Annotated in this window: 15 protein-coding genes; 5 read left to right on the plus strand and 10 right to left on the minus strand. The window is 61.6% G+C overall.

What is annotated here, in order from left to right:
• The first annotated feature begins 16 nt into the window (after positions 1 to 16).
• Positions 17 to 2,611, plus strand: a complete 2,595-nt coding sequence (locus GOQ28_RS07100; RefSeq protein ID WP_160355966.1) for a GDYXXLXY domain-containing protein — start codon at positions 17 to 19, stop codon at positions 2,609 to 2,611.
• A gap of 83 nt (positions 2,612 to 2,694) precedes the next feature.
• On the opposite strand, the gene gluQRS is transcribed toward GOQ28_RS07100, so the two are convergent.
• From gluQRS to GOQ28_RS07120, 4 genes are all read right to left on the minus strand, one after another.
• Positions 2,695 to 3,579 (minus strand): tRNA glutamyl-Q(34) synthetase GluQRS, encoded by an 885-nt coding sequence (gene gluQRS, locus GOQ28_RS07105; RefSeq protein ID WP_160355967.1) that lies wholly within the window; start codon positions 3,577 to 3,579, stop codon positions 2,695 to 2,697.
• Positions 3,580 to 3,582: 3 nt separating this feature from the next.
• Complete coding sequence (locus tag GOQ28_RS07110) at positions 3,583 to 4,041, minus strand: DUF494 family protein (RefSeq protein ID WP_160349789.1); 459 nt, start codon at positions 4,039 to 4,041, stop codon at positions 3,583 to 3,585.
• Positions 4,042 to 4,373: 332 nt separating this feature from the next.
• Positions 4,374 to 6,404 carry a TRAP transporter permease gene (locus tag GOQ28_RS07115; protein ID WP_160355968.1) on the minus strand — a complete coding sequence of 677 codons (2,031 nt, stop codon included), beginning with the start codon at positions 6,402 to 6,404 and terminating at the stop codon, positions 4,374 to 4,376.
• 75 nt (positions 6,405 to 6,479) lie between these two features.
• On the minus strand, positions 6,480 to 7,442 hold the full coding sequence (locus GOQ28_RS07120; RefSeq protein ID WP_160355969.1) for a TAXI family TRAP transporter solute-binding subunit: 963 nt from the start codon (positions 7,440 to 7,442) through the stop codon (positions 6,480 to 6,482).
• A 162-nt stretch (positions 7,443 to 7,604) separates the two neighbouring features.
• Between GOQ28_RS07120 and GOQ28_RS07125 the strand changes: the two genes are divergently transcribed.
• Together GOQ28_RS07125 and GOQ28_RS07130 are read left to right on the plus strand one after the other, a co-directional pair.
• Positions 7,605 to 8,792 carry a DSD1 family PLP-dependent enzyme gene (locus GOQ28_RS07125; protein ID WP_160355970.1) on the plus strand — a complete coding sequence of 396 codons (1,188 nt, stop codon included), beginning with the start codon at positions 7,605 to 7,607 and terminating at the stop codon, positions 8,790 to 8,792.
• 100 nt (positions 8,793 to 8,892) lie between these two features.
• A complete protein-coding gene (locus GOQ28_RS07130; RefSeq protein WP_160351340.1) occupies positions 8,893 to 10,086 on the plus strand; it encodes an acetylornithine transaminase in 1,194 nt (397 codons plus the stop codon).
• Between the two features lie 102 nt (positions 10,087 to 10,188).
• On the opposite strand, the gene GOQ28_RS07135 is transcribed toward GOQ28_RS07130, so the two are convergent.
• The 6 genes from GOQ28_RS07135 to GOQ28_RS07160 all read right to left on the minus strand — a co-directional run bounded on the left by GOQ28_RS07135 (position 10,189) and on the right by GOQ28_RS07160 (position 19,428).
• Positions 10,189 to 11,847: an ankyrin repeat domain-containing protein gene (locus GOQ28_RS07135; RefSeq protein WP_160355971.1), complete on the minus strand. Its 1,659-nt coding sequence runs from the start codon at positions 11,845 to 11,847 to the stop codon at positions 10,189 to 10,191.
• 408 nt (positions 11,848 to 12,255) lie between these two features.
• Positions 12,256 to 12,843: an OmpW/AlkL family protein gene (locus tag GOQ28_RS07140; protein ID WP_160355972.1), complete on the minus strand. Its 588-nt coding sequence runs from the start codon at positions 12,841 to 12,843 to the stop codon at positions 12,256 to 12,258.
• A gap of 146 nt (positions 12,844 to 12,989) precedes the next feature.
• Positions 12,990 to 15,041 carry an acetyl/propionyl/methylcrotonyl-CoA carboxylase subunit alpha gene (locus tag GOQ28_RS07145; protein WP_160355973.1) on the minus strand — a complete coding sequence of 684 codons (2,052 nt, stop codon included), beginning with the start codon at positions 15,039 to 15,041 and terminating at the stop codon, positions 12,990 to 12,992.
• An 83-nt stretch (positions 15,042 to 15,124) separates the two neighbouring features.
• The gene (locus GOQ28_RS07150; RefSeq protein WP_160355974.1) at positions 15,125 to 16,732 is read right to left on the minus strand and encodes a carboxyl transferase domain-containing protein; all 1,608 of its coding nucleotides are present in this window, start codon (positions 16,730 to 16,732) and stop codon (positions 15,125 to 15,127) included.
• 187 nt (positions 16,733 to 16,919) lie between these two features.
• A complete protein-coding gene (locus GOQ28_RS07155; protein ID WP_160351344.1) occupies positions 16,920 to 18,101 on the minus strand; it encodes an acetyl-CoA C-acetyltransferase in 1,182 nt (393 codons plus the stop codon).
• 148 nt (positions 18,102 to 18,249) lie between these two features.
• Positions 18,250 to 19,428 carry an isovaleryl-CoA dehydrogenase gene (locus GOQ28_RS07160; protein ID WP_160355975.1) on the minus strand — a complete coding sequence of 393 codons (1,179 nt, stop codon included), beginning with the start codon at positions 19,426 to 19,428 and terminating at the stop codon, positions 18,250 to 18,252.
• Between the two features lie 262 nt (positions 19,429 to 19,690).
• On the opposite strand from GOQ28_RS07160, the gene GOQ28_RS07165 reads away from it, so the two are divergent.
• Together GOQ28_RS07165 and GOQ28_RS07170 are read left to right on the plus strand one after the other, a co-directional pair.
• Positions 19,691 to 20,869 carry an amidohydrolase gene (locus GOQ28_RS07165; RefSeq protein WP_160355976.1) on the plus strand — a complete coding sequence of 393 codons (1,179 nt, stop codon included), beginning with the start codon at positions 19,691 to 19,693 and terminating at the stop codon, positions 20,867 to 20,869.
• Positions 20,870 to 20,894: 25 nt separating this feature from the next.
• On the plus strand, positions 20,895 to 21,881 hold the full coding sequence (locus tag GOQ28_RS07170; protein WP_160355977.1) for a Bug family tripartite tricarboxylate transporter substrate binding protein: 987 nt from the start codon (positions 20,895 to 20,897) through the stop codon (positions 21,879 to 21,881).
• Positions 21,882 to 21,910 lie beyond the last annotated feature (29 nt).

Here is a 21,910-nt window from a genome sequence, read left to right on the forward strand (position 1 = left end):
AGGGGAGATTCGCCACATGCAAGTCAAGTCGGAAATTCGACAGCAATATGAGTTACATGCGTGGCGGCAATTTCTGGCCCGAAGCACCCTTTGGCTGGGGATCTGGCTGCTGGGATCCGCAGTCATTTGCGCCGTCGCGGCAAATTGGGACAGTGTGACAAAAACGCAGCGTTTCATTGGCGCGCAGGGGCTGCTCGCAATTTGCGTGCTCGCTGCCGCAGGGTCTGGCTGGCGGTGGCGGGCCGTTGACGACGCCCGTCAGTATGCGCCTTCTGCGTTATTGGCGCTGGCCGGGCTGCTGTTGGGCGCGTTGTTGGCGCTGCTGGGGCAAACGTATCAGACCGGGGCTGATACCTGGGAATTGTTTGCCGTCTGGGCCGGTCTGCTGCTGCCGTGGGCGCTGGTGGGCAGGACGCAGGTGGTGTGGCTGCTGTGGATGGGTGTGGTCAACGTCGCCGGCTTGCTCTATACCTGGGACGGGCATGTGTTTTGGCTGGCTGCGAGAGACGGCGAACAATTTTTGCCCTTGGTACTGGTGAATCTGCTCTTTCTGGCTGGCTGGGAAGTCGCGGGCCGGCGTGCGGGCGCGAGCATGCGGATCGGGCCGAGGCTATTGCTAGCCGGGGCGCTGGGGTTGCTGTTGGCGACACAATTCCTGTCGGCCCCGGATTATTACGGCTTGGGGTCCAGCCTGACTTGGGTATGGGCCGTGGTAACGGTGGGCCTGGGTTTTTACTACCAGCGTGTGCGCCGTGATCTGGTCGCGTTGGCGATCCTGGCCGCTGGTGTGATCGTGATGTCGCTGCGCATCGTGGGTGAATGGTGGTTGGACGTCGCCAACGGGCCCTGGGGGGCGCTCGCGCTCGCGGCGATCTTGATCGCCGAGGCGGTGGTGGCGGCGGGCTGGCTGCGGCGCCTGGCGGCAACCCTGCCAGCGGCGGGTACCCCAGACATTCCCGCTCCCCTTGCCGCACCGTGGTATGTGCAAGGGTTACTCGCCTTGAGCGCCTGGCTGGCGACATTGCTGCTGCTGCTTTTCCTGGTGGCGGTGGCCTGGGTGGAGTCCACCGAGGGAGCTTTAGTCAGCGGGCTGGTGCTTTGCGGACTCGCCGTGACGGGCTTGCGGGTGAGCACCCGCTTATTCTGGCGCCAGTGCCTGACGGCGATGGGTTTTGGCGGTCAGTTGTTGGTGTGGTTCGCGTTGCTGTTTGGGGACGCGACCTATGAGCTTCATACCGGCGTTTGGTTTTGTCTGCTCGTCGTGGGCGCGTTGGTCTACGCCTTTGGGCGGGATGTGCTGCTGCGGTTTTTAACGGCAGGACTCATTGCGCTTGCCTTGAGCGGGCTCATCGCATTGCAGTGGCTGTCCGGGATGGCGAATGAAGAACTGCTGTGGACGTTATGGGATGACAACGGGCTATCGACGCGGGTGTGGCTGCCGGTAGAGGTCGTCGGGGCATGGGCGGCGGCGGTTGCTTTTTATCTGGGGTACCGCCCGGTCTGGGCGGGGGCGGGTGTCGGGGAAGCCGGGCCTGGTGCGTCCCCGGAACCTCAACGCGTGGCGTTAACGGCGCAAGGCCGCTGGGTCGCCTTGCGTCCGTTGGCCTGGGCCTTCGCGTTGGCGGTGCAGCTGACGGTGGGAATGGTGGGCGGCGCATCAATCACGCACTTAGCCGCGTTGTGGCGGGGTGAGGCGCTGTTTGCGGTCATCGTCGTGGCTGGGGTGTTGCTACCGGCGGTCTGCGCGCTGGTGGTGCTATGGCCGCGCCGTGCCGTGCTGACGAGTGGCGTGGTGTGGGGTACGCCGTTGGGGTTGCTGTTGTTGGCCCTGTTCTGGTTACGGAGTCCGGGCGTGGCCTTCGCGCTCGCGTGGTTGCTGCTGGGTTACGGACAGAGGGACACACGACTGACGACGCTGGGCGTGGTGGGTCTGCTCGCGTATGTGATGTTTTACTACTACCAACTGCAGGTGCCGCTGATCGATAAAGCCTTGTGGCTGGGCGGCGCGGCGTTGTTGTTATTTTTCCTGCGTGCGCTCGTGTACTGGGTGCCGCGTTGGATGAAGACGATTGAGGTGCCCAGCGCCGTACGCCTGGCTCCGGCCTCCTCGGCCTTGCGTTGGCGTACGGTTGGCATGTTGGCGGGCTTGGGACTGATCCTCGCGGTGGTGAACACCACGATCTGGCAACGCGAAACACTGCTGGCGCAAGGGCGAGTCGTGATCCTGGAACTGGCGCCCGTGGATCCTCGATCGTTGATGCAGGGCGACTATATGGCGCTGAATTTCGCCGTCGCGGATTCGCTACGGCCGCGCTGGGATAGCGCCGCGCACGATCTGACGGGCGATGGATATGTCGTGCTGGCCTTGAATGGCGACGGCCTGGGACAGAAAGTGCGTACGCAGGAGGACGCGATGCCGCTAAAGCGGGAAGAAGTCGCGTTGCGGTACCGGATTCGCAATGGCGATGTGCGCATGGTGACCAATGCTTATTTCTTCCCGGAGGGACAGGCCGATCGTTACGCGAATGCTCGCTATGGCGAGTTGCGCGTGGGCGACGATGGCACTGCGCTGTTGGTGCGATTGCTGGATGGTGACCGGCAGCCGCTTTAGTGTTTTGTGCGGCTTGGTACGGTGCGCGAGTGCCGGATTAGCGGGACCGGAATCGATGCAGGCGAACGAAGTCCGGCGTGTCCTTAGGCGGCGTGCCGCACAAAGCGCCGCGCCCACAGCAAGGTCGCGCGTTGCAGGAATTCTTCGGGGGTGGCGACTTGTACCGGCGCGAAGCCGAGCGCCCGCCACGCGTGCTCCAGCATCAACATTGGCTGGCGGGTATCCAGCGCCGGCGCACCGTTCTGCTTGGATAGTTTCAGACCACTTTCGGGGTCGGTGATCAGGGGTACGTGCATGACACGCGGAGGCTGCGCGCCCAGCAGGCGGGCGAGGACACGCTGACGCGCGGTGGAGCTGAGCAGGTCCGCGCCGCGCACGATATCGGTGACGCCCTGCGCGGCGTCGTCTACGACGACGGCAAGCTGATAGGCCCATAAACCGTCTGCGCGTTTGAGCACGAAGTCACCCACGGCATGTTCGACGTCCTGCTGCTGTGGGCCGAGCCAGCGATCGGTAAAGGTTTCCACGCCGGGGGGCACGCGTAGCCGCCACGCGCGGGCTTGACGGCCTGGGGCCAGTCCGGCGCGGCAGGTGCCGGTATAGGGACGCTCGCCATCGGCATTGGTGTAGCCGCCGCGCAGGGCGGAGTCGGCGATTTCACGACGGGTGCAGCCGCAGCCATAGATCAGACCACGTTGCGCGAGCGCATCAAATGCTTGTTGATAGGCCTCGCCACGTTGGGACTGCCAGACGATGTCGCCATCCCAATGCAGGCCGAGGGCGCGCAGCTGGGACATGATGGTCTCGGCGGCACCCGGCACGGTGCGCGGCGTATCGACGTCTTCGATGCGCACCAGCCAGCGGCCGCCGTGCGCGCGGGCATCGAGCCAGCTGGCCAGGGCGGCGACTAAGGAACCCAGATGTAATGGACCGCTGGGACTCGGCGCGAAACGACCGACGTAGGTCACAACTCAGTGGAGCCGGCGGCTGCCCTCGTCATCGAGCAGCTCTTCGAGGACCAAGTTATCGATTTCGGCTTCCTGGCTCCAGAGGACCATGAGCGCGATGATTTTCATCTGATCGAGCGGCACGGGGGTCTCCGGCGCGGCCAAGGCGCGGTCGATGACGATTTCACGCAAGGGCGCGGGCAGCACGCCAGCGGATTCGAGGAATGCGATGAAGCCGATGGACTCGGAGCCCAGCTGACGGTATTCGGAATCGGTGTAGATGCGAGTGCCAGTGCTGGGCACTTGAGCCAGATCGACGCAGCGCTCGGTGGTTTCGGCCAGGCCATACAGCCAGCCGAGGGCGTCGTCTATGTCTTCGTGCTCGAAACCAGCTGCCGCCAGGCGCTTGGCCAGGATGTCTGCCGCGGGACAGGCTTGCGGGGTGTAGTAGTTTTCGAACAGATAAACGAGGATATCGAACATATGGCGCAAGGTATTGCCTGTTTGCACAGTCGGCCCGCATATCGGCAAACCAGCAAACGTGGATTTAAATGTACGCCGAATTGGGTGTGGGGGCAAATGGGTGAGTTCTGGGGTTTCTTTCGGCTGATTTGGGCGGGATGGTGGGGAGTTTGGGGCGATTATTGCCACGGACAGGGTTCTTTTGGCGCCACGGGCCGGGGTGTGAGGCACCCCGGCCTAGTCGCCTCGGCTCGGCCCCACGAGCAGGGGGCCGAGGTCCCTGCGGGACTGCCCTCGGCTCGATAGGCCGGCGTGGCTCACACCCCGGCCCGTGGCTCGCATTGTGCGCCCGCTTAGGCTGCGGGTAGAGGTTTGGCGTTTTCCAGTTTGAGTTGCGCCAGCTGACGGATGAAAACTGGGATGCAGATGGCCAGACCGATCAGGCCGCTGGTGTAGCCGGGGATGATGGTTAGCAAGGCGCCAATGACGCACAGCCAACGTTCCCACGTTTTCATCTTCACCAACATATAGCGGGAGAAGGCAGCGGAAAGCAGCGTCAGGCCGATGACGCAACCCAACAACGTTTCCCAGAATGCCGGCCACGTGAAGCCCTTGACCGAGATCAGGAGCGATGGCGAGAACACGAACACGAATGGGACGATCAGCTTGGTGATGCCTAATCGGAACGCGGTCACGCTGGTGCGCAGCGGGTCGCTGCCTGCCATGCCTGCTGCGGCGTAGGCGGCCAACGCCACGGGGGGTGTGATGTCGGCGAGGATGCCGAAATAGAACACGAAGAAGTGAGCGGCAATGGGTTGTACGCCGAGCTGCACCAGGATGGGCGCGGCGACGGCGACCATGATGAGGTAGTTAGCGGTGGTGGGTACGCCGCAACCCATCAGGACGCAGACGATACCGGTCATGACCAGTGCCGCGAGCAGCGTCAGCGTGGTCATGTTGGCGACAAAGTCCGGGATGACGGAATCCAGGCCGCCCGCGATGAACTGCGCGGCCGAGATCACGATGAACGAGAGCTTGAAGCCCACGCCGGTCAGGGTGACCACGCCAATGACTAGGCCCACGGTGCCGGCTGCGGCGCCAACGGCCAGCGCATACTTTGCACCGGTCTCGAATGAGTCGTACAGGTCGCGCCATTTCAGGCGTTGAAACGGGTTGAGCAGACCAACGATGATGCAGCCGGTGATGCCGGCGAATGCGGCAAGGTACGGGGTACGGCCACTGGCCAGCACGTAGATGAGGGCCACGAGCGGCAGCAGCGTGGGCCAGCGCCGCTTGAAGGATTCGCGCAGCTTGGGCATTTCATCGTCGCGCAGACCGCGCAGACCTTCGCGTTTGGCCTCGAAGTGCACCTGCATGAACATGCCGAAGAAATACAAAAAGGCCGGCGCAATGCCCGCGACAATGATTTGTTGATAAGGGATGCCGAGGAACTCGATCATCAGGAACGCGGCCGCGCCCATGATGGGGGGCGTGATTTGACCGCCCGTGCTGGAAGCGGCTTCCACGCCTGCCGCGAAATGGCGGGGGTAACCGATACGCACCATGGCCGGGATCGTCAGCGAGCCCACGGTTACGGCGTTGGCGACCGAGGATCCGGACAGCATGCCGAACATGGCCGAGCCAAAGACGGAGACCTTCGCGGGACCGCCTGCGTAGCGGCCCGCGACGAAGGACGCGACATCGAGGAACAACTGGCCTAGACCGATACGGCTGGCCAGCACGCCGAACAAGACGAAGTGAAACACGTAGGTGGCCACCACGCCCACGGCAACGCCGTAGACGCCCTGACTGGTCAGGTACATGTGGTTGACGATCTGCGACCACGAGTTGCCAGCGTGTTTAAGCAGGCCGGGAAACATCGGACCCAGCCAGGCGTAGGCAAGGAACACTAGCGCGATGACCGGCAATGGCCAGCCCATCGCGCGGCGTGTGCCCTCTAGCAGGCCAATGATCAGGATGGTGCCCATGGCCACGTCCATCGGCATCGGGTTGCCGACGCGAAAGGCGAGGTCTTCGAAAATGTACGGGATATAGAGAACGCTGAAGGCCAGCACGATGGCAATGGCCCAGTCGTAGAGCGGCACGCCGCCGGGGGCATACCAGGTCGAGCGTGGCTCGCGTTTGTAGTGGGCCTTGCTAAAGCCGAACACCAAAAAGATGAGGCTTAAAACAAATGCCAGATGCACGCCGCGATGAGTGGCTTCGCGCAGCAGGCCAAAGCCCGCGGTGTAGTAGTGAAAGACCGACAACGTGACGAGCAAGAACGAAACGATTGCGGTTGCGATGGGCGCTAAGGGGCGAAAGCGGATTTCTGAGTCGAATTTTTCCGCGAGTTGCTGGGCTTTGTCGTGGTCGATTTCCATCGCCGGATCCTATCGAGTAAAACGCAACGCGCCGGGCGGGCCCGGCGCGCTGTGGGGGCGGCAAATGCGGCGGGCTTATTTCAACAAGCCGGCTTCTTTGTAGAACTTCTCTGCGCCCGGGTGGAACGGAATGCTGGCGCCCTTGACGGCGTTTTCACGCGTAATGAACTTGCCTTTGGCGTGGCCGTTATCGAGCATCTTGCGGGTTTCGTCGTTGTACAGCGCCTTGGTGACTTCGTAGACGACTTCCTCGGGCTGCTTGGCCGAGGTGACCAGCTGGGCGTTGACCGAGATGGTGTTGACCTCACCTACGCCCTGATAGGTCCCGGCGGCGATGGTGTCGGGGGTGAAGAATTCCTGCTGGCTGCGCAGCTTGTCGATTTCCGGGCCCACGATCGGCACGAGCTCGATGCCCTCGCCGCTGGAGGCCAGCTCGGCGATAGCGCCAGCGGGCGCGCCGCCAACGAAGAAGAACGCATCCAGCCCGCCGTCGCGCATTTTGTCGCCGGCTTGGTTGGGTTTGAGGTATTCGGCCTTGATATCTTTATCGGTCATGCCGAACGCGCCCAGGATCAGGCGCACGTCAACCAGCGTGCCCGAACCCGGTTCGTCCATCGAAACCCGCTTGCCGCGCAGGTCGGCCACGGATTTGATGCCCGCGCCTTTACGGGCGACCAGGTGAATGCTTTCGGGATAGAGCGTGGCGATCAGGCGCAGGTCTTCGGCCTTGGGCTTGCCCTCGAACGTGCCGGTGCCGGTGGAGGCCCAGTAGGCGACATCCGATTGCGTGAAGCCGGCTTCGAGCGAGCCTCCGAGGATGCCATTGATGTTGGCGACCGAGCCGTTGGAGGCCACCGCCGTGGCGATCAGTTTGCCGGGTTGCGATACCGCGTTGGCGATCATGCCGCCCACGGGGTAGTAGGTGCCGGCCGTGCCGCCGGTACCGATGCGGAAAAATTGTTGCGCTTGGGCTTGGCCCACACTGCCGGCAACGACGAGCGTGACGGCCAGTGCCTTGATCCAGGTCTTGAGTGACATAAAGATTCTCCGTATGCGAAGTGTGGTTGTTCTTTCCCGAAGCGATTGTGTCACGCGCGGGAGGCAAGCATGACTAGGGTTTGCCTGGAGATACACTAAACGCCCCGCACAGCGCACCGTTTCAGACGCTGTGAAGTTCGAACGAAAAGGAATCGCGCAATCATGGCTGCCCTCCCCGCTGCTACGCTGACCCTGCCGCCGGCCGCCGTGCCGGGGCTGGCGCTCTCGCAAGTCGATACCCCCAGCCTCGTGCTGGATCTGGATGCGTTCGAGGCCAATCTGCAGACCATGCAGCGCTGGGCGGATCGTCATGGCGTGAGCTTGCGCCCGCATGGCAAGGCGCATAAATGCCCCGAAGTCTCGCGCCGCCAGATTGCGCTGGGCGCGCGCGGGATCTGCTGTCAGAAGGTCAGCGAAGCGCTGCCTTTTATCCAAGCGGGCATTGACGACATCCATATCAGTAATGAAGTGGTGGGGCCAGCCAAGCTGGCGCTCTTGGCGCAGCTCGCGCGTGCGGCGCGGATCAGCGTCTGTGTGGATCACCCTGACAACCTTGCCGCAATAGCGGCAGCGATGGTCGCCGCGCAGGCCGAGGTCGAGGTGCTGATCGAAGTCGATGTGGGTCAAGGGCGCTGCGGTGTCTCCGATGCCGCGATGGTGGTGGCGCTGGCGCGGCAGATTCAGCAGTCGCCCGGCGTGCGTTTTGGTGGGCTGCAGGCCTATCACGGCTCGGTGCAGCACGTACGCGGTCATGCCGAGCGCGCCGCGATTGCCGCGCGTGCCGCCGAGGCCGCGGCGAACTACGCACGCGAGCTGCGCAACGCAGGTGTACCCTGCCATCGCATTACCGGCGCGGGTACCGGCAGTGCCGAGTTTGATGCGGCGTCGGGGGTCTATACCGAGTTGCAAGCAGGTTCGTACGCGTTTATGGACGGCGACTATGGCGCGAACGCGTGGTCAGACGCGTTGGCTTTTCGCAACAGCTTGTTCTTGTTGACTACGGTGATGAGCGTGCCCACCGCCGATCGCATCGTCGTGGATGCGGGGCTGAAATCGACTACGGTCGAATCCGGCTTGCCGCGCGTGGCGGAACTGGCTGGCTGGGTCTATACCGGGGCCAACGACGAGCATGGTGTCTTGAAAGCGCAGCCGGATACCGTCGCCGCAGGCCCTGGCTCGAGCGCTGCGCCAGCCTCGGCGGGGGCGAGCCCGGTGCGCCTGGGTGACACCCTGCGGCTGATTCCGTCTCACGTGGACCCCACATTTAACCTGCACGACAAGCTTATCGTTTACCGACAAGGTGTGGTCGTAGACATTTGGGACATCGCAGCGCGCGGATTGAGTCGATAATACGTCTGTGCGCCGGTGTGAAAACGCCAGCGCCCCCGTCACCTATACGGTGCTAAATTCTTTTATTCACCTTTTTGTTTCTCATTCCGTAGGAACCGCCATGGAATTCAGCCAGTTCAACGTCAACGCCCTCATGGAGATCACCTCCCGCCCGGACCTCGTGTTCGTGCGAGGTCAGGGCTCTTGGCTGGAGGACCATACCGGCAAGCGATATCTGGATTTCATCCAAGGCTGGGCGGTCAACACGCTGGGTCACTGCGACCCGGCCATGAAGCGCGCCTTGTTGGAACAGGCCGACAAGCTGATGAATCCCTCGCCGGCGTTCTATAACCAGCCGTCGATCGATCTGGCGCAGCGTCTGACCGGGGCGTCGTGTTTTGACCGCGTGTTCTTCGCCAACAGCGGCGCCGAGGCCAACGAAGGCGCGATCAAGCTGGCGCGTAAATGGGGCCGCGTGCATCGCAACGGCGCCTACAAGATCATCACGATGAACCATGGCTTCCATGGTCGTACGCTGGCCACGATGTCCGCCTCGGGCAAGCCGGGCTGGGACACGATGTTCGCGCCGCAAGTCGAGGGCTTCCCCAAGGCCGAGTTGAACGATCTGGATTCGGTGCGTGCGTTGATCGATGACCAGACCGTGGCCATCATGCTCGAGCCCGTGCAAGGCGAGGCCGGCGTTTACCCCGCAACGCGCGAGTTCATGCAAGGACTGCGTCAGTTGGCCGACGAGCATCGCATGCTGCTGATCGTCGACGAAGTGCAGACCGGCATGGGCCGCACGGGTTCCCTGTTCGCCTATCAGCAATTCGACGTCGTGCCCGACATCATGACGCTGGCTAAGGGCATCGGCGGCGGCGTGCCGCTGGCGGCATTGCTGGCGCGTGAAGAAGTGTCCGTGTTCTCGCATGGCGATCAGGGCGGCACCTACAACGGCAACCCGTTGATGGCCGCCGTTGGCGTGTCCGTGTTCGACACGTTGATGGCGCCGGGCTTTATGGATTCCGTCAACGCGCGCGCGAAGCAGTTGTCCGAAGGCTTGTTGGCGCTGTCGGCTAAGTGGGGCATGGGTGGCGAGCGCGGCATGGGTCTGCTGCGTGCTTTGATTCTGAACGGCGATGACGGCCCGGCGATTGTCGAAGCCGCGCGCAACCTGAATCCTCAAGGCATGCTGCTGAACGCACCCCGCGCGAACCTGCTGCGTTTCATGCCGGCCTTGAACGTTACCGAAGACGAAGTCGCGCAAATGCTGTCGTTGCTCGATGGTGTGATCGCGTCGGTGCGTAAAGGCTGATTGTTGCTAGCACGCTAGGGCAGGCGGGGCCGCTTTTGCGGCCCCGTTGTCTTAAAGCATGCAGAACTCAAGCAATCGACTTCAGTCCGACGGTCTGAGGGGCTAAGAGAGATTTTCGAGGCGCGACTGTCGCGGTTTTGTGCGGCCTTGGGGCTCTGACGCAAGCGAGGGGTTGCATACATCAGCCAATACCCATGCCAAGTTGTTTGCGCCAATTTGCTCGCGTCGTGCGGCGTTGTGTTCGCCTCGTCGCGCGTGATCTTCGCTATTTCTGATCAACTGCTGCATCGCAGGGCCGAGATGAAGTTTTGTCGTCCAGGCAAGGTCGGATCGTTTTGCATCAAAGAACAAATCCCGCACCATTTCCCTTTGGCCATCTTTAGCAAGCGCCATCAGCATCTGGGTGGACGGAGCGTAGGCGTCAATGAGAAGCTTCTGGGTGCGCTGATCTCCTCTTCGCCAAGCCGAGTCTAGGATCACTGCCGCAGCGCCTTCTAAGTCTTTTGCGAGACTGATCATCCACTCCAATCGCGCGATTTTTTCGTCCCTTGTTGAACTCTCTTGTCTAAGCACCCAATACAGCATCACAATCGCGAGAATTGGATACCCACGCTCATCATCGTCGCCTTCCCTGGCCAGGAAATCTATGGCAGCCGGCTCACTGCCGTTAGCGATCAAGTCGGTCAAGACTCCAAAATCAGTAAAGTCGCTAAAGTGGCGCAGCGCAAAGTCTGCCGGTACGCCCGCGGCGATCGTTAGCTTCACTGCGTCGGTTTTGTGCATCTTGGACAGGCGCTTATACATCTCGACCACCTTCTTTTCTTCCAGCTCCCATTCAGAGGGCATGGCGTCTAAGATTCTTTTCATCGCTACGCTCTTTTGCTCGTCGGTTCGGTCCGGCACATTAGCGATATCCCCCAGCACGTCATAAGGCGAAAGCCCGCTCTTAAATAAGGCTTGCAGTCCTTCCACATCGCCCGCGCAGACGAAGCGGACGGCCAGCGTTCTGGCTTCCTCAGGTTGATCCTGGGAGACTAAGTTCCTTATGACTTCCTCATTGCCCGAGCGTACCGCCTCTTCCAATAACCGCAACACGTCATGTTCGCGTGTGAGCTTTTCTGAGAGCATGTAGTTGACGTGATCCCATCGTTCTTCGAGGACAAAGTGCTTCAGGGCAGAATAGGTATCCGCGCCGGCGGAAAACAGCACTGGTACGGCAGAGTGCTGCCTGAAACGAACCGCATACTTGAACGATTCCAATAGGTCGCCTCTACCGTTAACAATAGCGTTGGCGAGGGTGAAACTCCTTCCGACGCCTGCCTGGGCGGCCATTTCCGCCGCCGCATCGGGATGGTCGAAGTCAACTACCCAGGAGAGATCCACCACACGGCGTGCTCCTGCTCCATATAAGGTCAGCATCATTGCGACATCGGCATTGTCAGCCGCGCGCATCAACGGGGTGTACCCCTCACGGTCCTGGGCATCGAGAATCCGTGGATCGTCGACTGCACACTCCAATAGCAACGCCACAATCTCGGAATCCTTTCGCGTAATGGCGAGATGAAGGGCCGAGTGTCCCGTGGCTTCGTCAACGGCGGTCAGATCGACCTCATACTCGTAGAGAAGGTAGCAAAGGCGTGTGGCATCCCCTTCCCTGACCGCCGCGAAAACCTCCTCGTCAGTAGCGCGAAGCCGGATCGAGGCATCGAGGGAATGATGGGATGACATGGCGCGGGATATTTGACTTTGTATTTGTCCCATAAAGTGTTTCTCTGAAAGTGGATGGTGGAAAAATGACACAACGGGCGATACGACACCGCCCCGGCTATCTGCCCGTCGATCAGCTTATGTTCGTGAGGCCCTGCGGTGAGAGAGGTAGCCGGGCAATGAGTGTCCCTGCTCGGGGATGAATCAGTAACCGAGCTCTGGATGGGGGAACGGCTGAATGAAGGCGTGCGTTACAATAGCCGCCACTGCCCTTGCAGCGGCTCATCTTTCGCGATGTGTCGCATATATCGGACTAAATGAGATGTCGACGGACCGTAGACAGTCCGCCGAGCGTAGGGATCAGTGCGCACGCATTTGACTGCGACGCAGTCAGCCGGTACGACCGGCTGATGATGAATGTGATCGCGCGAGGCGATCGGGATTCGCAATCAATAGGTCGCGTTAGAAGCGATAACCCACGCCCACGCCCACCAGGACGGGATCGATCTTGACCTTGCCCAGGCCCAGGCCGGTCTCTTTGGTATCCATCCAGATCTTTTTCACATCCACGTTCAACGACCAGTTCTTATCCAGCGCGTAGTCAAAGCCGACTTGCAGCGCGGGACCCCAGCTATGGCGCTTGATGTTGGCGCCGGGCACATCGAGCTTCACGCTGGAAAAGTGCGTGTAGTTAATCCCCGCGCCCACGTACGGCTTGAAGCGGTCGAAGTTCGTGAAGTGATATTGAAGCAGCAACGTGGGCGGCAGTTCTTTGACCGTGCCAATCTTGCCCACGCCTTTCAAGTGCACATTGTGCTTTTGTGGATACGTCAGTATCAGTTCCGCCGCGATGTTCGGCGTAAAGTAGTAGCTGATATTCAACTCGGGGATCGTTTTGTCGCTGACGCTCAGACCGTTAGCACCGGCAGACTTCGTATCCACATTCACGGCACGGACGCGCACTTGCCAGTCGCCGTCTTGCTGATAAGCCATTGCCGCGCCCGAGGGCATTAGACAGAGAGCGGCCACCGTGAGCAGAGTCTTTTTCATGATTGAGTATTGCGTGTAACCCGGGGACATCTCCCGCAATACTGATTGGATCACTCATGCCCAAACGGCGATTTGCGAAGTATCAAGGTGTGATCGACTTCGACGTGTTGACGATCACCGCGTTGGTTTATCGCGACAATGTTTTCTTAGTCTGCCGCAACGGTGGCTGCATCCATCGCAATCAGCGGTGAGCCTTCCGCGACCTGATCGCCGACGGCATAGAACACCTCTTGCACGATGCCATCGGCCGGTGCACAGATGGTGTGTTCCATCTTCATCGCTTCCATGACGAGCAAGGCTTGTCCTTTGGATACTTGCTGTCCCGCTTCGACGTTGACGGTGACGATACGGCCAGGCATGGGTGCTTTCAGTCCGTCGGTATCGATATGGCCGCCGTGATCGGTCTTGGCCTGCGTATCGCTTCGCGTCAGGGTATGGGCGTAACCCAATGCTGATACGTGTGCGTCGGCGCCTTGAATCACGACGGCGCCCCTCACCTTGCGATCGTTCAGGGTGATACGCAAATCATAGGTATTCTTCTGCGCCGCCGAGGTGGGCAATACGTCCCAGGAAAATGCATACGTCGCGTCATCGAAGATCAACGACCACACGCCATTCTCGCGAGTCAGCGTGACTTCGGAAAGCGATTCTTCGCTGGACCATTGCAGGGTTTCTCGATAAGTGCCCGCCACGCGCCATCCATCGCACAGGCTCCATGGATCGGTCCAGCCGGACGCGGCCGGTGTGGCCGTACCGGTGTTGGACCAGCCTTTGTCGCTCAGCGCCGCAGCCGTGGCCAGGGCGACTGTCGTGACATCGAGTGGCTGCGATGCGGGCAATAGCGTTTCGTGTCGCCGCTCGATGAGCGAGGTGTCCAGATCCCCCGCAGCGAATGCGGTGTCGCGCATCAGGCGCGACAGAAACGCCACATTAGTATGCACGCCCACCACTTGTGCCTGTGCCAATGCCTGAAGCATGCGCGCCCTCGCCTGCTCGCGGTCCGCGCCATGCACGATCAGCTTGGCGATCATCGGATCGTAATGCGGCGTGATGGTGTCGCCGGTGCGCACGCCCGCATCAACGCGTACATCCGCGCAACGAAACGCCGCATGCCCGGGCAGCCGCAGATGGGTCAGCGTGCCGATAGAGGGAAGAAAGCCTTTTTCCGGGTTCTCGGCATAGATACGTACCTCGATGGCGTGACCATCGATACGCAGCGCATCCTGATCCGCAGGCAATGGCTGCCCTGCCGCCACACTCAGTTGCCATTCAACGAGGTCATGCCCCGTGATCATTTCCGTGACTGGGTGTTCGACCTGCAGACGGGTATTCATCTCCATGAAGTAAAACCGTCCGTCCGGTTCAACGATGAATTCGACCGTCCCGGCGCCCACATACCCGACCGCGCGCGCGGCGGCGATGGCGGCCTGGCCCATCGCGTTGCGACGCTCCTCGGTCATGCCCGGCGCGGGCGCTTCTTCAATGACTTTTTGATGGCGGCGTTGCACGGAACAATCGCGTTCGAACAAATACACGCATTGACCGTGACGATCCGCGAACACCTGAATTTCGATATGGCGTGGCTTTTGCAAATAGCGCTCGATCAGCACGCGGTCATCGCCAAAGCTGGAGGTGGCTTCGCGCTGGCACGAGGCGAGTGCTTCTAGAAAGGCTTCTGGTGACTCGACGATGCGCATCCCCTTGCCGCCACCGCCCGCACTGGCTTTGATCAGCACGGGGTATCCAATCGCGTCGGCTTGCGATTTCAAGAATGCCGGATCTTGATTGTCGCCGTGATAGCCCGGCACCAGCGGCACGCCCGCTTTTTCCATCAAGGCCTTGGCCGCGGACTTGCTGCCCATCGCGGCGATGGCCGCTGCGGGCGGTCCCACGAATACCAATCCCGCATCCGTCACCGCCTGCGCAAAGGACTCGTTCTCCGAGAGAAACCCATATCCTGGATGAATGGCTTGCGCGCCCGTATCGCGTGCCGCTTGCAAGATCGCTTGCCCGCGCAGATAACTCGCGCGAGGCTCCGACGCGCCGATATGCACGGCGATATCGCAGGCCGCGACATGCGCGGCCTGTGCGTCGGCATCCGAATACACGGCGACCGTGCGCAGGCCCATACGGCGCGCAGTGGCCGCAACACGGCAAGCGATCTCACCACGGTTTGCGATCAGCAGGGTATCGAACATGATGGAATCCACACAGAGATAGGTGACTAGGCTTCGAACGATTCATGCGCCAACGTCATCACGCGGTGCATACGTAAACGCCACTACATGCGGAACACACCGAAGCGCGTGTCCTCGATGGGCGCATTCAACGCCGCGGATAACGCCAGCGCCAGCACGCGACGCGTGTCGGCGGGCGCGATAATGCCATCGTCCCACAAGCGCGCGGTGGCGTAATACGGGTGGCCTTCGCGTTCATACTGATCACGGATAGGCTGCTTGAAGGCGTCCTCTTCCTGCGCGGACCAGTGGCCCCCTTTTGCCTGGATGCCATCGCGGCGGATGGTGGCCAACACACTCGCGGCCTGTTCGCCGCCCATGACAGAGATACGCGCATTCGGCCACATGAATAACAGCCTGGGCGAATACGCGCGCCCGCACATGCCATAGTTGCCCGCGCCAAACGAGCCGCCAATGATCACCGTGAACTTCGGCACATTCGCCGTGGCCACCGCGGTCACCATCTTGGCGCCATGGCGCGCAATGCCTTCGTTCTCGTACTTGCGTCCCACCATGAAGCCCGTGATGTTCTGCAGGAACACCAGCGGGATCTTGCGTTGCGCGCACAGCTCGATAAAGTGCGCACCCTTTTGCGCGGATTCGGAGAACAAAATGCCGTTGTTCGCCACGATACCTACCGGCATGCCATGGATATGCGCGAAACCCGTCACCAGGGTTGTGCCATAGCGCGCTTTGAACTCATCGAAATCTGAACCATCGACAATGCGTGCGATGACTTCCCGCACGTCATACGGTTTTCGGGTATCGGCGGGAATGATGCCGTTCAGCTCGGCGGGGTCATAACGCGGCTCGCACACGGGCGCCAGTGCCAATGGTATGGATTTACGACGATTGAGCCGCGCCACGGATTGACGGGCCAGCTGCAGCGCATGCAAGTCGTTCGCCGCCAGATGATCAGCCACGCCGGACAGCCGCGTATGCACATCGCCGCCGCCGAGATCTTCCGCGCTGACTTCCTCGCCGGTGGCGGCCTTCACCAGCGGCGGGCCGCCAAGGAAAATCGTGCCTTGATCGCGCACGATAATGGATTCGTCGCTCATGGCGGGCACGTATGCGCCACCCGCGGTACACGAACCCATCACCACCGCGATTTGCGCGATGCCTTGCGAGGACATCACGGCCTGGTTGTAAAAGATGCGACCAAAGTGATCGCGGTCCGGAAATACCTCGTCCTGGCGCGGCAGATTCGCGCCGCCCGAATCGACGAGATACACGCAAGGCAGATGATTCTGCATCGCGATTTCCTGCGCGCGCAGATGTTTTTTGACGGTCATCGGGTAGTACGTGCCGCCCTTGACCGTGGCGTCATTGCAGACGATCACGCATTCGATTCCCGCAATGCGCCCAATCCCCGTGATGATGCCCGCGGCCGGCGCCTCGCCGTCATACATGTCGTGCGCGGCCATTGGCGACAGTTCCAGGAACGCGCTGCCGGGATCGATCAAGCGCTCGACGCGCTCGCGCGGCAAGAGCTTGCCACGCGCCACATGCCGTGCCCGCGCGGTCTCGTTGCCGCCTAATGCTGTTTGCTTCAGATGCTGCGCGAGCTCGTCTAACTGACGCTGCATGGCGCGCGCATTTTCGGCATAGTCTTGCGAGCGCGGATTGATGCGGGATTCGATTATGGGCATAAAGGGTCCGTCATCCTGCAAAGCCCGTCGGGCGCCGCTGACGCGGCCCCGCGGATGGGGGCAACCGCGGGTATCTCGCCTGCCCGATACCCACAACGTATAACGCGATCGAGCAAAGCGGGCCGCGTGGGTAGCGGCCCATCGCGTGTCAGGGCTTCTGTGGGCACACTGACACGCGTGTGCGGTCTTAGACCATTTCTACGGCCATGGCGACAGCTTCGCCGCCGCCGATGCACAGCGTGGCCACGCCGCGCTTGCCGCCCGTCTTGCGCAGCGCGCCGATCAGGGTCGTGAGCAGACGCGCGCCCGAAGCGCCGATCGGGTGGCCCAGCGCCGTTGCGCCACCATGGATGTTGACCTTGTCATGCGGCAGGTCAAAGTCCTTCATCGCCGCCATCGTCACCACGGCAAACGCTTCGTTGATCTCGTACAGATCCACATCCTCGGCCTTCCAGCCGGTCTTCTTGAAGAGGTTCTTCAACGCACCAACGGGAGCCGTGGTGAACCAGTTCGGCTCTTGCGAGTGCTGGCTGTGTGCGACGATACGGGCCAGCGGCGTCAGGCCCAGTTCCTTGGCGGTGGACTCGCGCATCAGCACCACGGCGGCCGCGCCGTCGGAGATGGACGAGGAGTTGGCCGCCGTCACGGTGCCATCTTTCTTGAACGCGGGCTTGAGCGTCGGGATCTTTTCCGGCATGGCTTTGGTGGGCGCTTCGTCGGTGTCCACGACGGTGTCGCCCTTACGGCCGGCCACGGTCACCGGCACGATTTCCCATTTGAAGCTGCCGTCTTCGTTGGCGGCGCGGGCGCGGCGCAGCGATTCCAGCGAGAACGCATCCTGCTGCTCGCGCGTGAATTCGTACTTGGACGCGCAATCTTCGGCAAACACACCCATGGCCTTGCCGCGATCGTAGGCGTCTTCCAGGCCGTCCAAGGCCATGTGGTCATACACGGTGTTGTGGCCATAGCGATAGCCCTGACGGCCCTTGAGCAGCAGATAAGGCGCATTGCTCATGCTTTCCTGACCGCCTGCGACAACGATGCGCGCGGAACCAGCAGCCAGCAGATCATGGCCGAACATGGCGGCCTTCAAACCCGAGCCGCAGACTTTATGGATCGTGGTGCACGCCACGCCCAGCGGCAGTCCGGCGCCCAGCGCCGCCTGACGCGCGGGGGCCTGCCCTTGGCCGGCTTGCAGCACATTGCCCATGATGACTTCATCGACCTGCGCGGGATCGACACCCGCGCGCTCCACGGCGGCCTTGATGGCGATCGAACCTAGCTCGTGAGCGGCCAGGCCCGACAGGCTGCCCAGCATGCCTCCCATAGGCGTACGGGCAACGGAAACGATAACAACGGGGTCAGACATGAGAGGCACTCCGAATATCAAAATAAAGGGGTCGCAGACAGGTTAAGTAGGAATTGCCGACCGGCTGCCTGCATATATGCTTATCGTAAAAGAAATCGGCCCTTCAAGGCGCCGGCCACTATCCGCCGACCCTTGGGTTTTCACTGGATCAAGCGGTCTCCGTAAACAATTCTCGGCCGATCAACATGCGGCGGATCTCGCTGGTTCCCGCGCCGATCTCGTAGAGCTTGGCATCGCGCCACAGCCTGCCGGTCGGATACTCGTTGATATAGCCGTTGCCGCCCAGGATTTGCACGCCTTCGCCCGCCATCCAGGTGGCTTTTTCAGCGGTGTACAGAATCAGGGCCGCGCAGTCCTTGCGCACACGACGGACATGATCGGCGCCCAGTTGATCCAGGTTTTTACCCACCGCATAACAGAACGCGCGGCTCGCTTGCAGGGTGGTGTACAGATCCGCGATCTTGCCCTGCATCAGCTGAAATTCGCCGATGGCCTGACCGAACTGCTTACGTTCATGGATATAGGGCACCACCACATCCATCACGGCCTGCATGATGCCTAACGGGCCGCCGGCGAGTACCGCGCGCTCGTAATCCAAGCCGCTCATCAGCACCTTCACGCCGCCATTGACCTGACCTAGCACGTTTTCTTCCGGCACTTCGCAGTCTTGAAAAACCAGCTCGCCGGTGTGGCTGCCGCGCATCCCCAGCTTGTCGAGCTTTTGCGCGACTGAAAACCCTTTGAACGACTTTTCCACCAGGAAAGCGGTGATGCCGCGCTGGTGCGCCGCCGGATCCGTCTTGGCATAGACCACCAGGGTGTCCGCATCCGGGCCATTGGTGATCCACATTTTGGTGCCGTTGAGCACATAGCGATCGCCACGCTTGTCCGCGCGCAACGTCATGCTGACGACATCCGAGCCCGCGCCCGGTTCGCTCATCGCCAGTGCTCCCACGTGCTCGCCGGAAATCAGCTTGGGCAGATAGCGGGCCTTCTGTTCGGCGGTGCCATTGCGATGGATCTGGTTCACGCACAGATTGGAATGCGCACCGTATGACAGACCGACCGACGCACTGGCGCGCGAGATTTCCTCCATCGCGATCATGTGCGCGAGGTAGCCCATATTGGCGCCGCCGTACTCCTCGCTGGCCGTCATGCCCAGCACGCCGAGCTCGCCCAGCTTGCGCCAAAGATCCATCGGAAACTGATCGCTGCGATCGATCTCGGCCGCGCGCGGCGCGATCTCGGCCTGTGCGAAGGCACGCACCGCATCGCGCAGCATGTCCAGGTCTGCGCCCAGGTTGAAATCCAAGCCGGGTAGATTCATTGTCGTCTCCGAGAGCGGCAGCGAACAGCGTGGCGGGTCGCGTGCGTCTCATTGGTGAGACGGCCAGGACGCGAACGCCAGCCGATGCATTTAGTCGTCGAGTGTCTCGCAACGCTGCGTGGATTCATAGTTTACGTTTACGTAAACGTAAATCAAAACGCGGGTTTTCCCTTAGCAGAAAAACTGACGATCGGCTGCATGACCATGCCAGAATCGGACTGGCACTCGGTTCTACTGGCTCCAAACCTTCAGGGGGAACACCGTGATAGCACTCGCCGATCTGGACGAGATGATAGCCTTGCGCCGTGATATTCACGCGCATCCTGAACTGGCGTACGAAGAACATCGTACGGCCAGCCTGGTGGCCGACAAATTGCGGTCCTGGGGCATCGAGACACACACCGGCATCGGCCGCACGGGCGTGGTCGGTGTGCTCAAGGCGGGCAGCGGGTCGCGGGCGATCCTGCTACGCGCCGATATGGATGCATTGCCTATCCAGGAAGCCAATACTTTCCCGCATCGGTCCCAGCACGAGGGCAAGATGCACGGTTGCGGCCATGACGGCCACACCACCATGCTGTTGGCCGCCGCGCGGCATTTACAACAAGCTGGCGGGTTTAACGGTACGGTGTATGTCGCCTTTCAGCCGGCCGAAGAAAACGGCGGCGCGGGCGCGCGCGCCATGATCGAAGACGGGCTGTTCGAGCGCTTTCCCTGCGAGGCGGTGTTCGGCATGCACAACTGGCCGGGCATGCCGGCAGGCTCTTTTGGCGTGTGTAGCGGCCCGATGATGGCTGCCGCCAACGCGTTTCGCATCACGGTAACCGGGCGCGGTGGCCATGCCGCCGCACCCCAGGATTGCGACGACCCGGTGCCCGCGCTGTTTGCCATCGGCCAGGCCCTGCAAACGATCCTGACGCGCAGCAAGCGCCCGCTGGATGCCGCGGTGGTCTCCATCACGCAAGTCCAGGCGGGCGGCGAGGTCACCAACATCATTCCTGGGTCCGCGTGGCTGGGCGGCTCGGTGCGCGCCTACAGCACCGAGGTCGTGGATCTGATCGAACGGCGCATGCAGGAGCTCTCCGGCCCCATCGCGGCCGCGCATGGATGCACGGCTGAGGTCTATTTCGAACGCCGTTATCCCGCGCTCATCAACACCCCGGACGAAACCGCGTTCTGTCTGGACATCATGCGCGATGTGGCCGGCGCCGATCGTGCCTGCGTGATCGAACCGGCCATGGCTTCGGAAGACTTTGCTTTCATGCTGCAAGCCAAGCCCGGTTGCTACGTCTTTCTCGGCAATGGCGAGGGAGAGCATCGCCTGGCGGGTCACGGCATGGGCCCTTGCATGTTGCACAACACCAGTTATGACTTCAACGACAGTCTGATCCCCGTGGGCGCCGCCTATTGGGTACGACTGGCGCAGCGTTACCTCGCCTGAACGTCCCTACTCGTGGAGCTTTGACATGACCCGAACACTCGCTTTGTCGAATGTCGTCCGCTTTATCGCCACCGCCGCGCTCGCGGTGACCGCCGGCCTGGCTCACGCGCAGCAGCCGTGGCCCGGCAAGACGTTGACCTTGATCGTGCCTTATACCGCGGGCGGCACCAACGACACGCTGGGACGCACGCTGGGCGAGATCCTGCGCCGTGACTACGGCACCGCCACCATCGTCGAGAACAAGCCGGGCGCGGGCGGCAGTGTCGGCGCCGATGCGGTGGCGCGCGCCACGCCGGACGGCAACACGCTGCTGTTGGCTTCCACGAGTCCGCTCACCATCTTTCCCAACTTGGTGAAGACCTCGTATGACCCGATGAAAGATATGGTCCCCGTGGCGAGTGTCGCGGTCGGCCCGGTAGGCATCCTCGCTACCAAAGCCACGCCGGTCAGCACGTTTGAAGAGCTGGTGGAGGAAGCCAAAAAACGGCCCGGAAAAATCACGTTCGGTGTTCCCGGTCTTGGGTCCGTCGCGCATATCGGCATGGCGGCGCTGAGCAAAGAGCTTGGCATTGAAATGCTGCAGGTGCCTTATCGCGGGGGTAGCCAAGCCGTGTCCGACGGTTTAGGCGGTCAGGTCGATTTGCTGGTGGTGAACACGGACATCGTGTTGCCCCACGTAGCCGCCGGCACCTTGAAACCGCTCGCCGTCATGGCGCCCAAACGCCTCGCGCCTTGGCCCGATGTGCCGACCATGGCCGAACTCAATCTGCCAGATATCCGCTATTTCTCGAACTTCGCCCTCTTCGCGCCGGCCGGGGTGCCCGCGCCCGTGATGCAATCCATGCATGAGGTCATCACCAAGGCGCTCGCCGACCCGCAGTTCCAACAGATGCTGGAAAAACAATCCATGCAGCCCGGCACGGGCGTCGGGGATGACTTCGTTAAACAAGTCCGCGAGTCTTATGAACAGAACGGCCGCATCATTCGTGAGGGAAATATCACGGCGCAGTGAACGTCCGTAGCATCAAGGTATGACATAGG

It is taken from the genome of Bordetella sp. 02P26C-1, from assembly GCF_009763255.1.
Taxonomy (GTDB): Bacteria; Pseudomonadota; Gammaproteobacteria; order Burkholderiales; family Burkholderiaceae_B; genus Bordetella_A.

Coding starts and splice junctions, on each gene's coding strand:
- GOQ28_RS07100 (WP_160355966.1), top strand. CDS start 17: ATGCAAGTCAAGTCGGAAATTCGACAGCAATATGAGTTACATGCGTGG.
- GOQ28_RS07110 (WP_160349789.1), bottom strand. CDS start 4,041: ATGTTCGATATCCTCGTTTATCTGTTCGAAAACTACTACACCCCGCAA.
- GOQ28_RS07115 (WP_160355968.1), bottom strand. CDS start 6,404: ATGGAAATCGACCACGACAAAGCCCAGCAACTCGCGGAAAAATTCGAC.
- GOQ28_RS07120 (WP_160355969.1), bottom strand. CDS start 7,442: ATGTCACTCAAGACCTGGATCAAGGCACTGGCCGTCACGCTCGTCGTT.
- GOQ28_RS07125 (WP_160355970.1), top strand. CDS start 7,605: ATGGCTGCCCTCCCCGCTGCTACGCTGACCCTGCCGCCGGCCGCCGTG.
- GOQ28_RS07130 (WP_160351340.1), top strand. CDS start 8,893: ATGGAATTCAGCCAGTTCAACGTCAACGCCCTCATGGAGATCACCTCC.
- GOQ28_RS07135 (WP_160355971.1), bottom strand. CDS start 11,847: ATGGGACAAATACAAAGTCAAATATCCCGCGCCATGTCATCCCATCAT.
- GOQ28_RS07140 (WP_160355972.1), bottom strand. CDS start 12,843: ATGAAAAAGACTCTGCTCACGGTGGCCGCTCTCTGTCTAATGCCCTCG.
- GOQ28_RS07145 (WP_160355973.1), bottom strand. CDS start 15,041: ATGTTCGATACCCTGCTGATCGCAAACCGTGGTGAGATCGCTTGCCGT.
- GOQ28_RS07150 (WP_160355974.1), bottom strand. CDS start 16,732: ATGCCCATAATCGAATCCCGCATCAATCCGCGCTCGCAAGACTATGCC.
- GOQ28_RS07155 (WP_160351344.1), bottom strand. CDS start 18,101: ATGTCTGACCCCGTTGTTATCGTTTCCGTTGCCCGTACGCCTATGGGA.
- GOQ28_RS07160 (WP_160355975.1), bottom strand. CDS start 19,428: ATGAATCTACCCGGCTTGGATTTCAACCTGGGCGCAGACCTGGACATG.
- GOQ28_RS07170 (WP_160355977.1), top strand. CDS start 20,895: ATGACCCGAACACTCGCTTTGTCGAATGTCGTCCGCTTTATCGCCACC.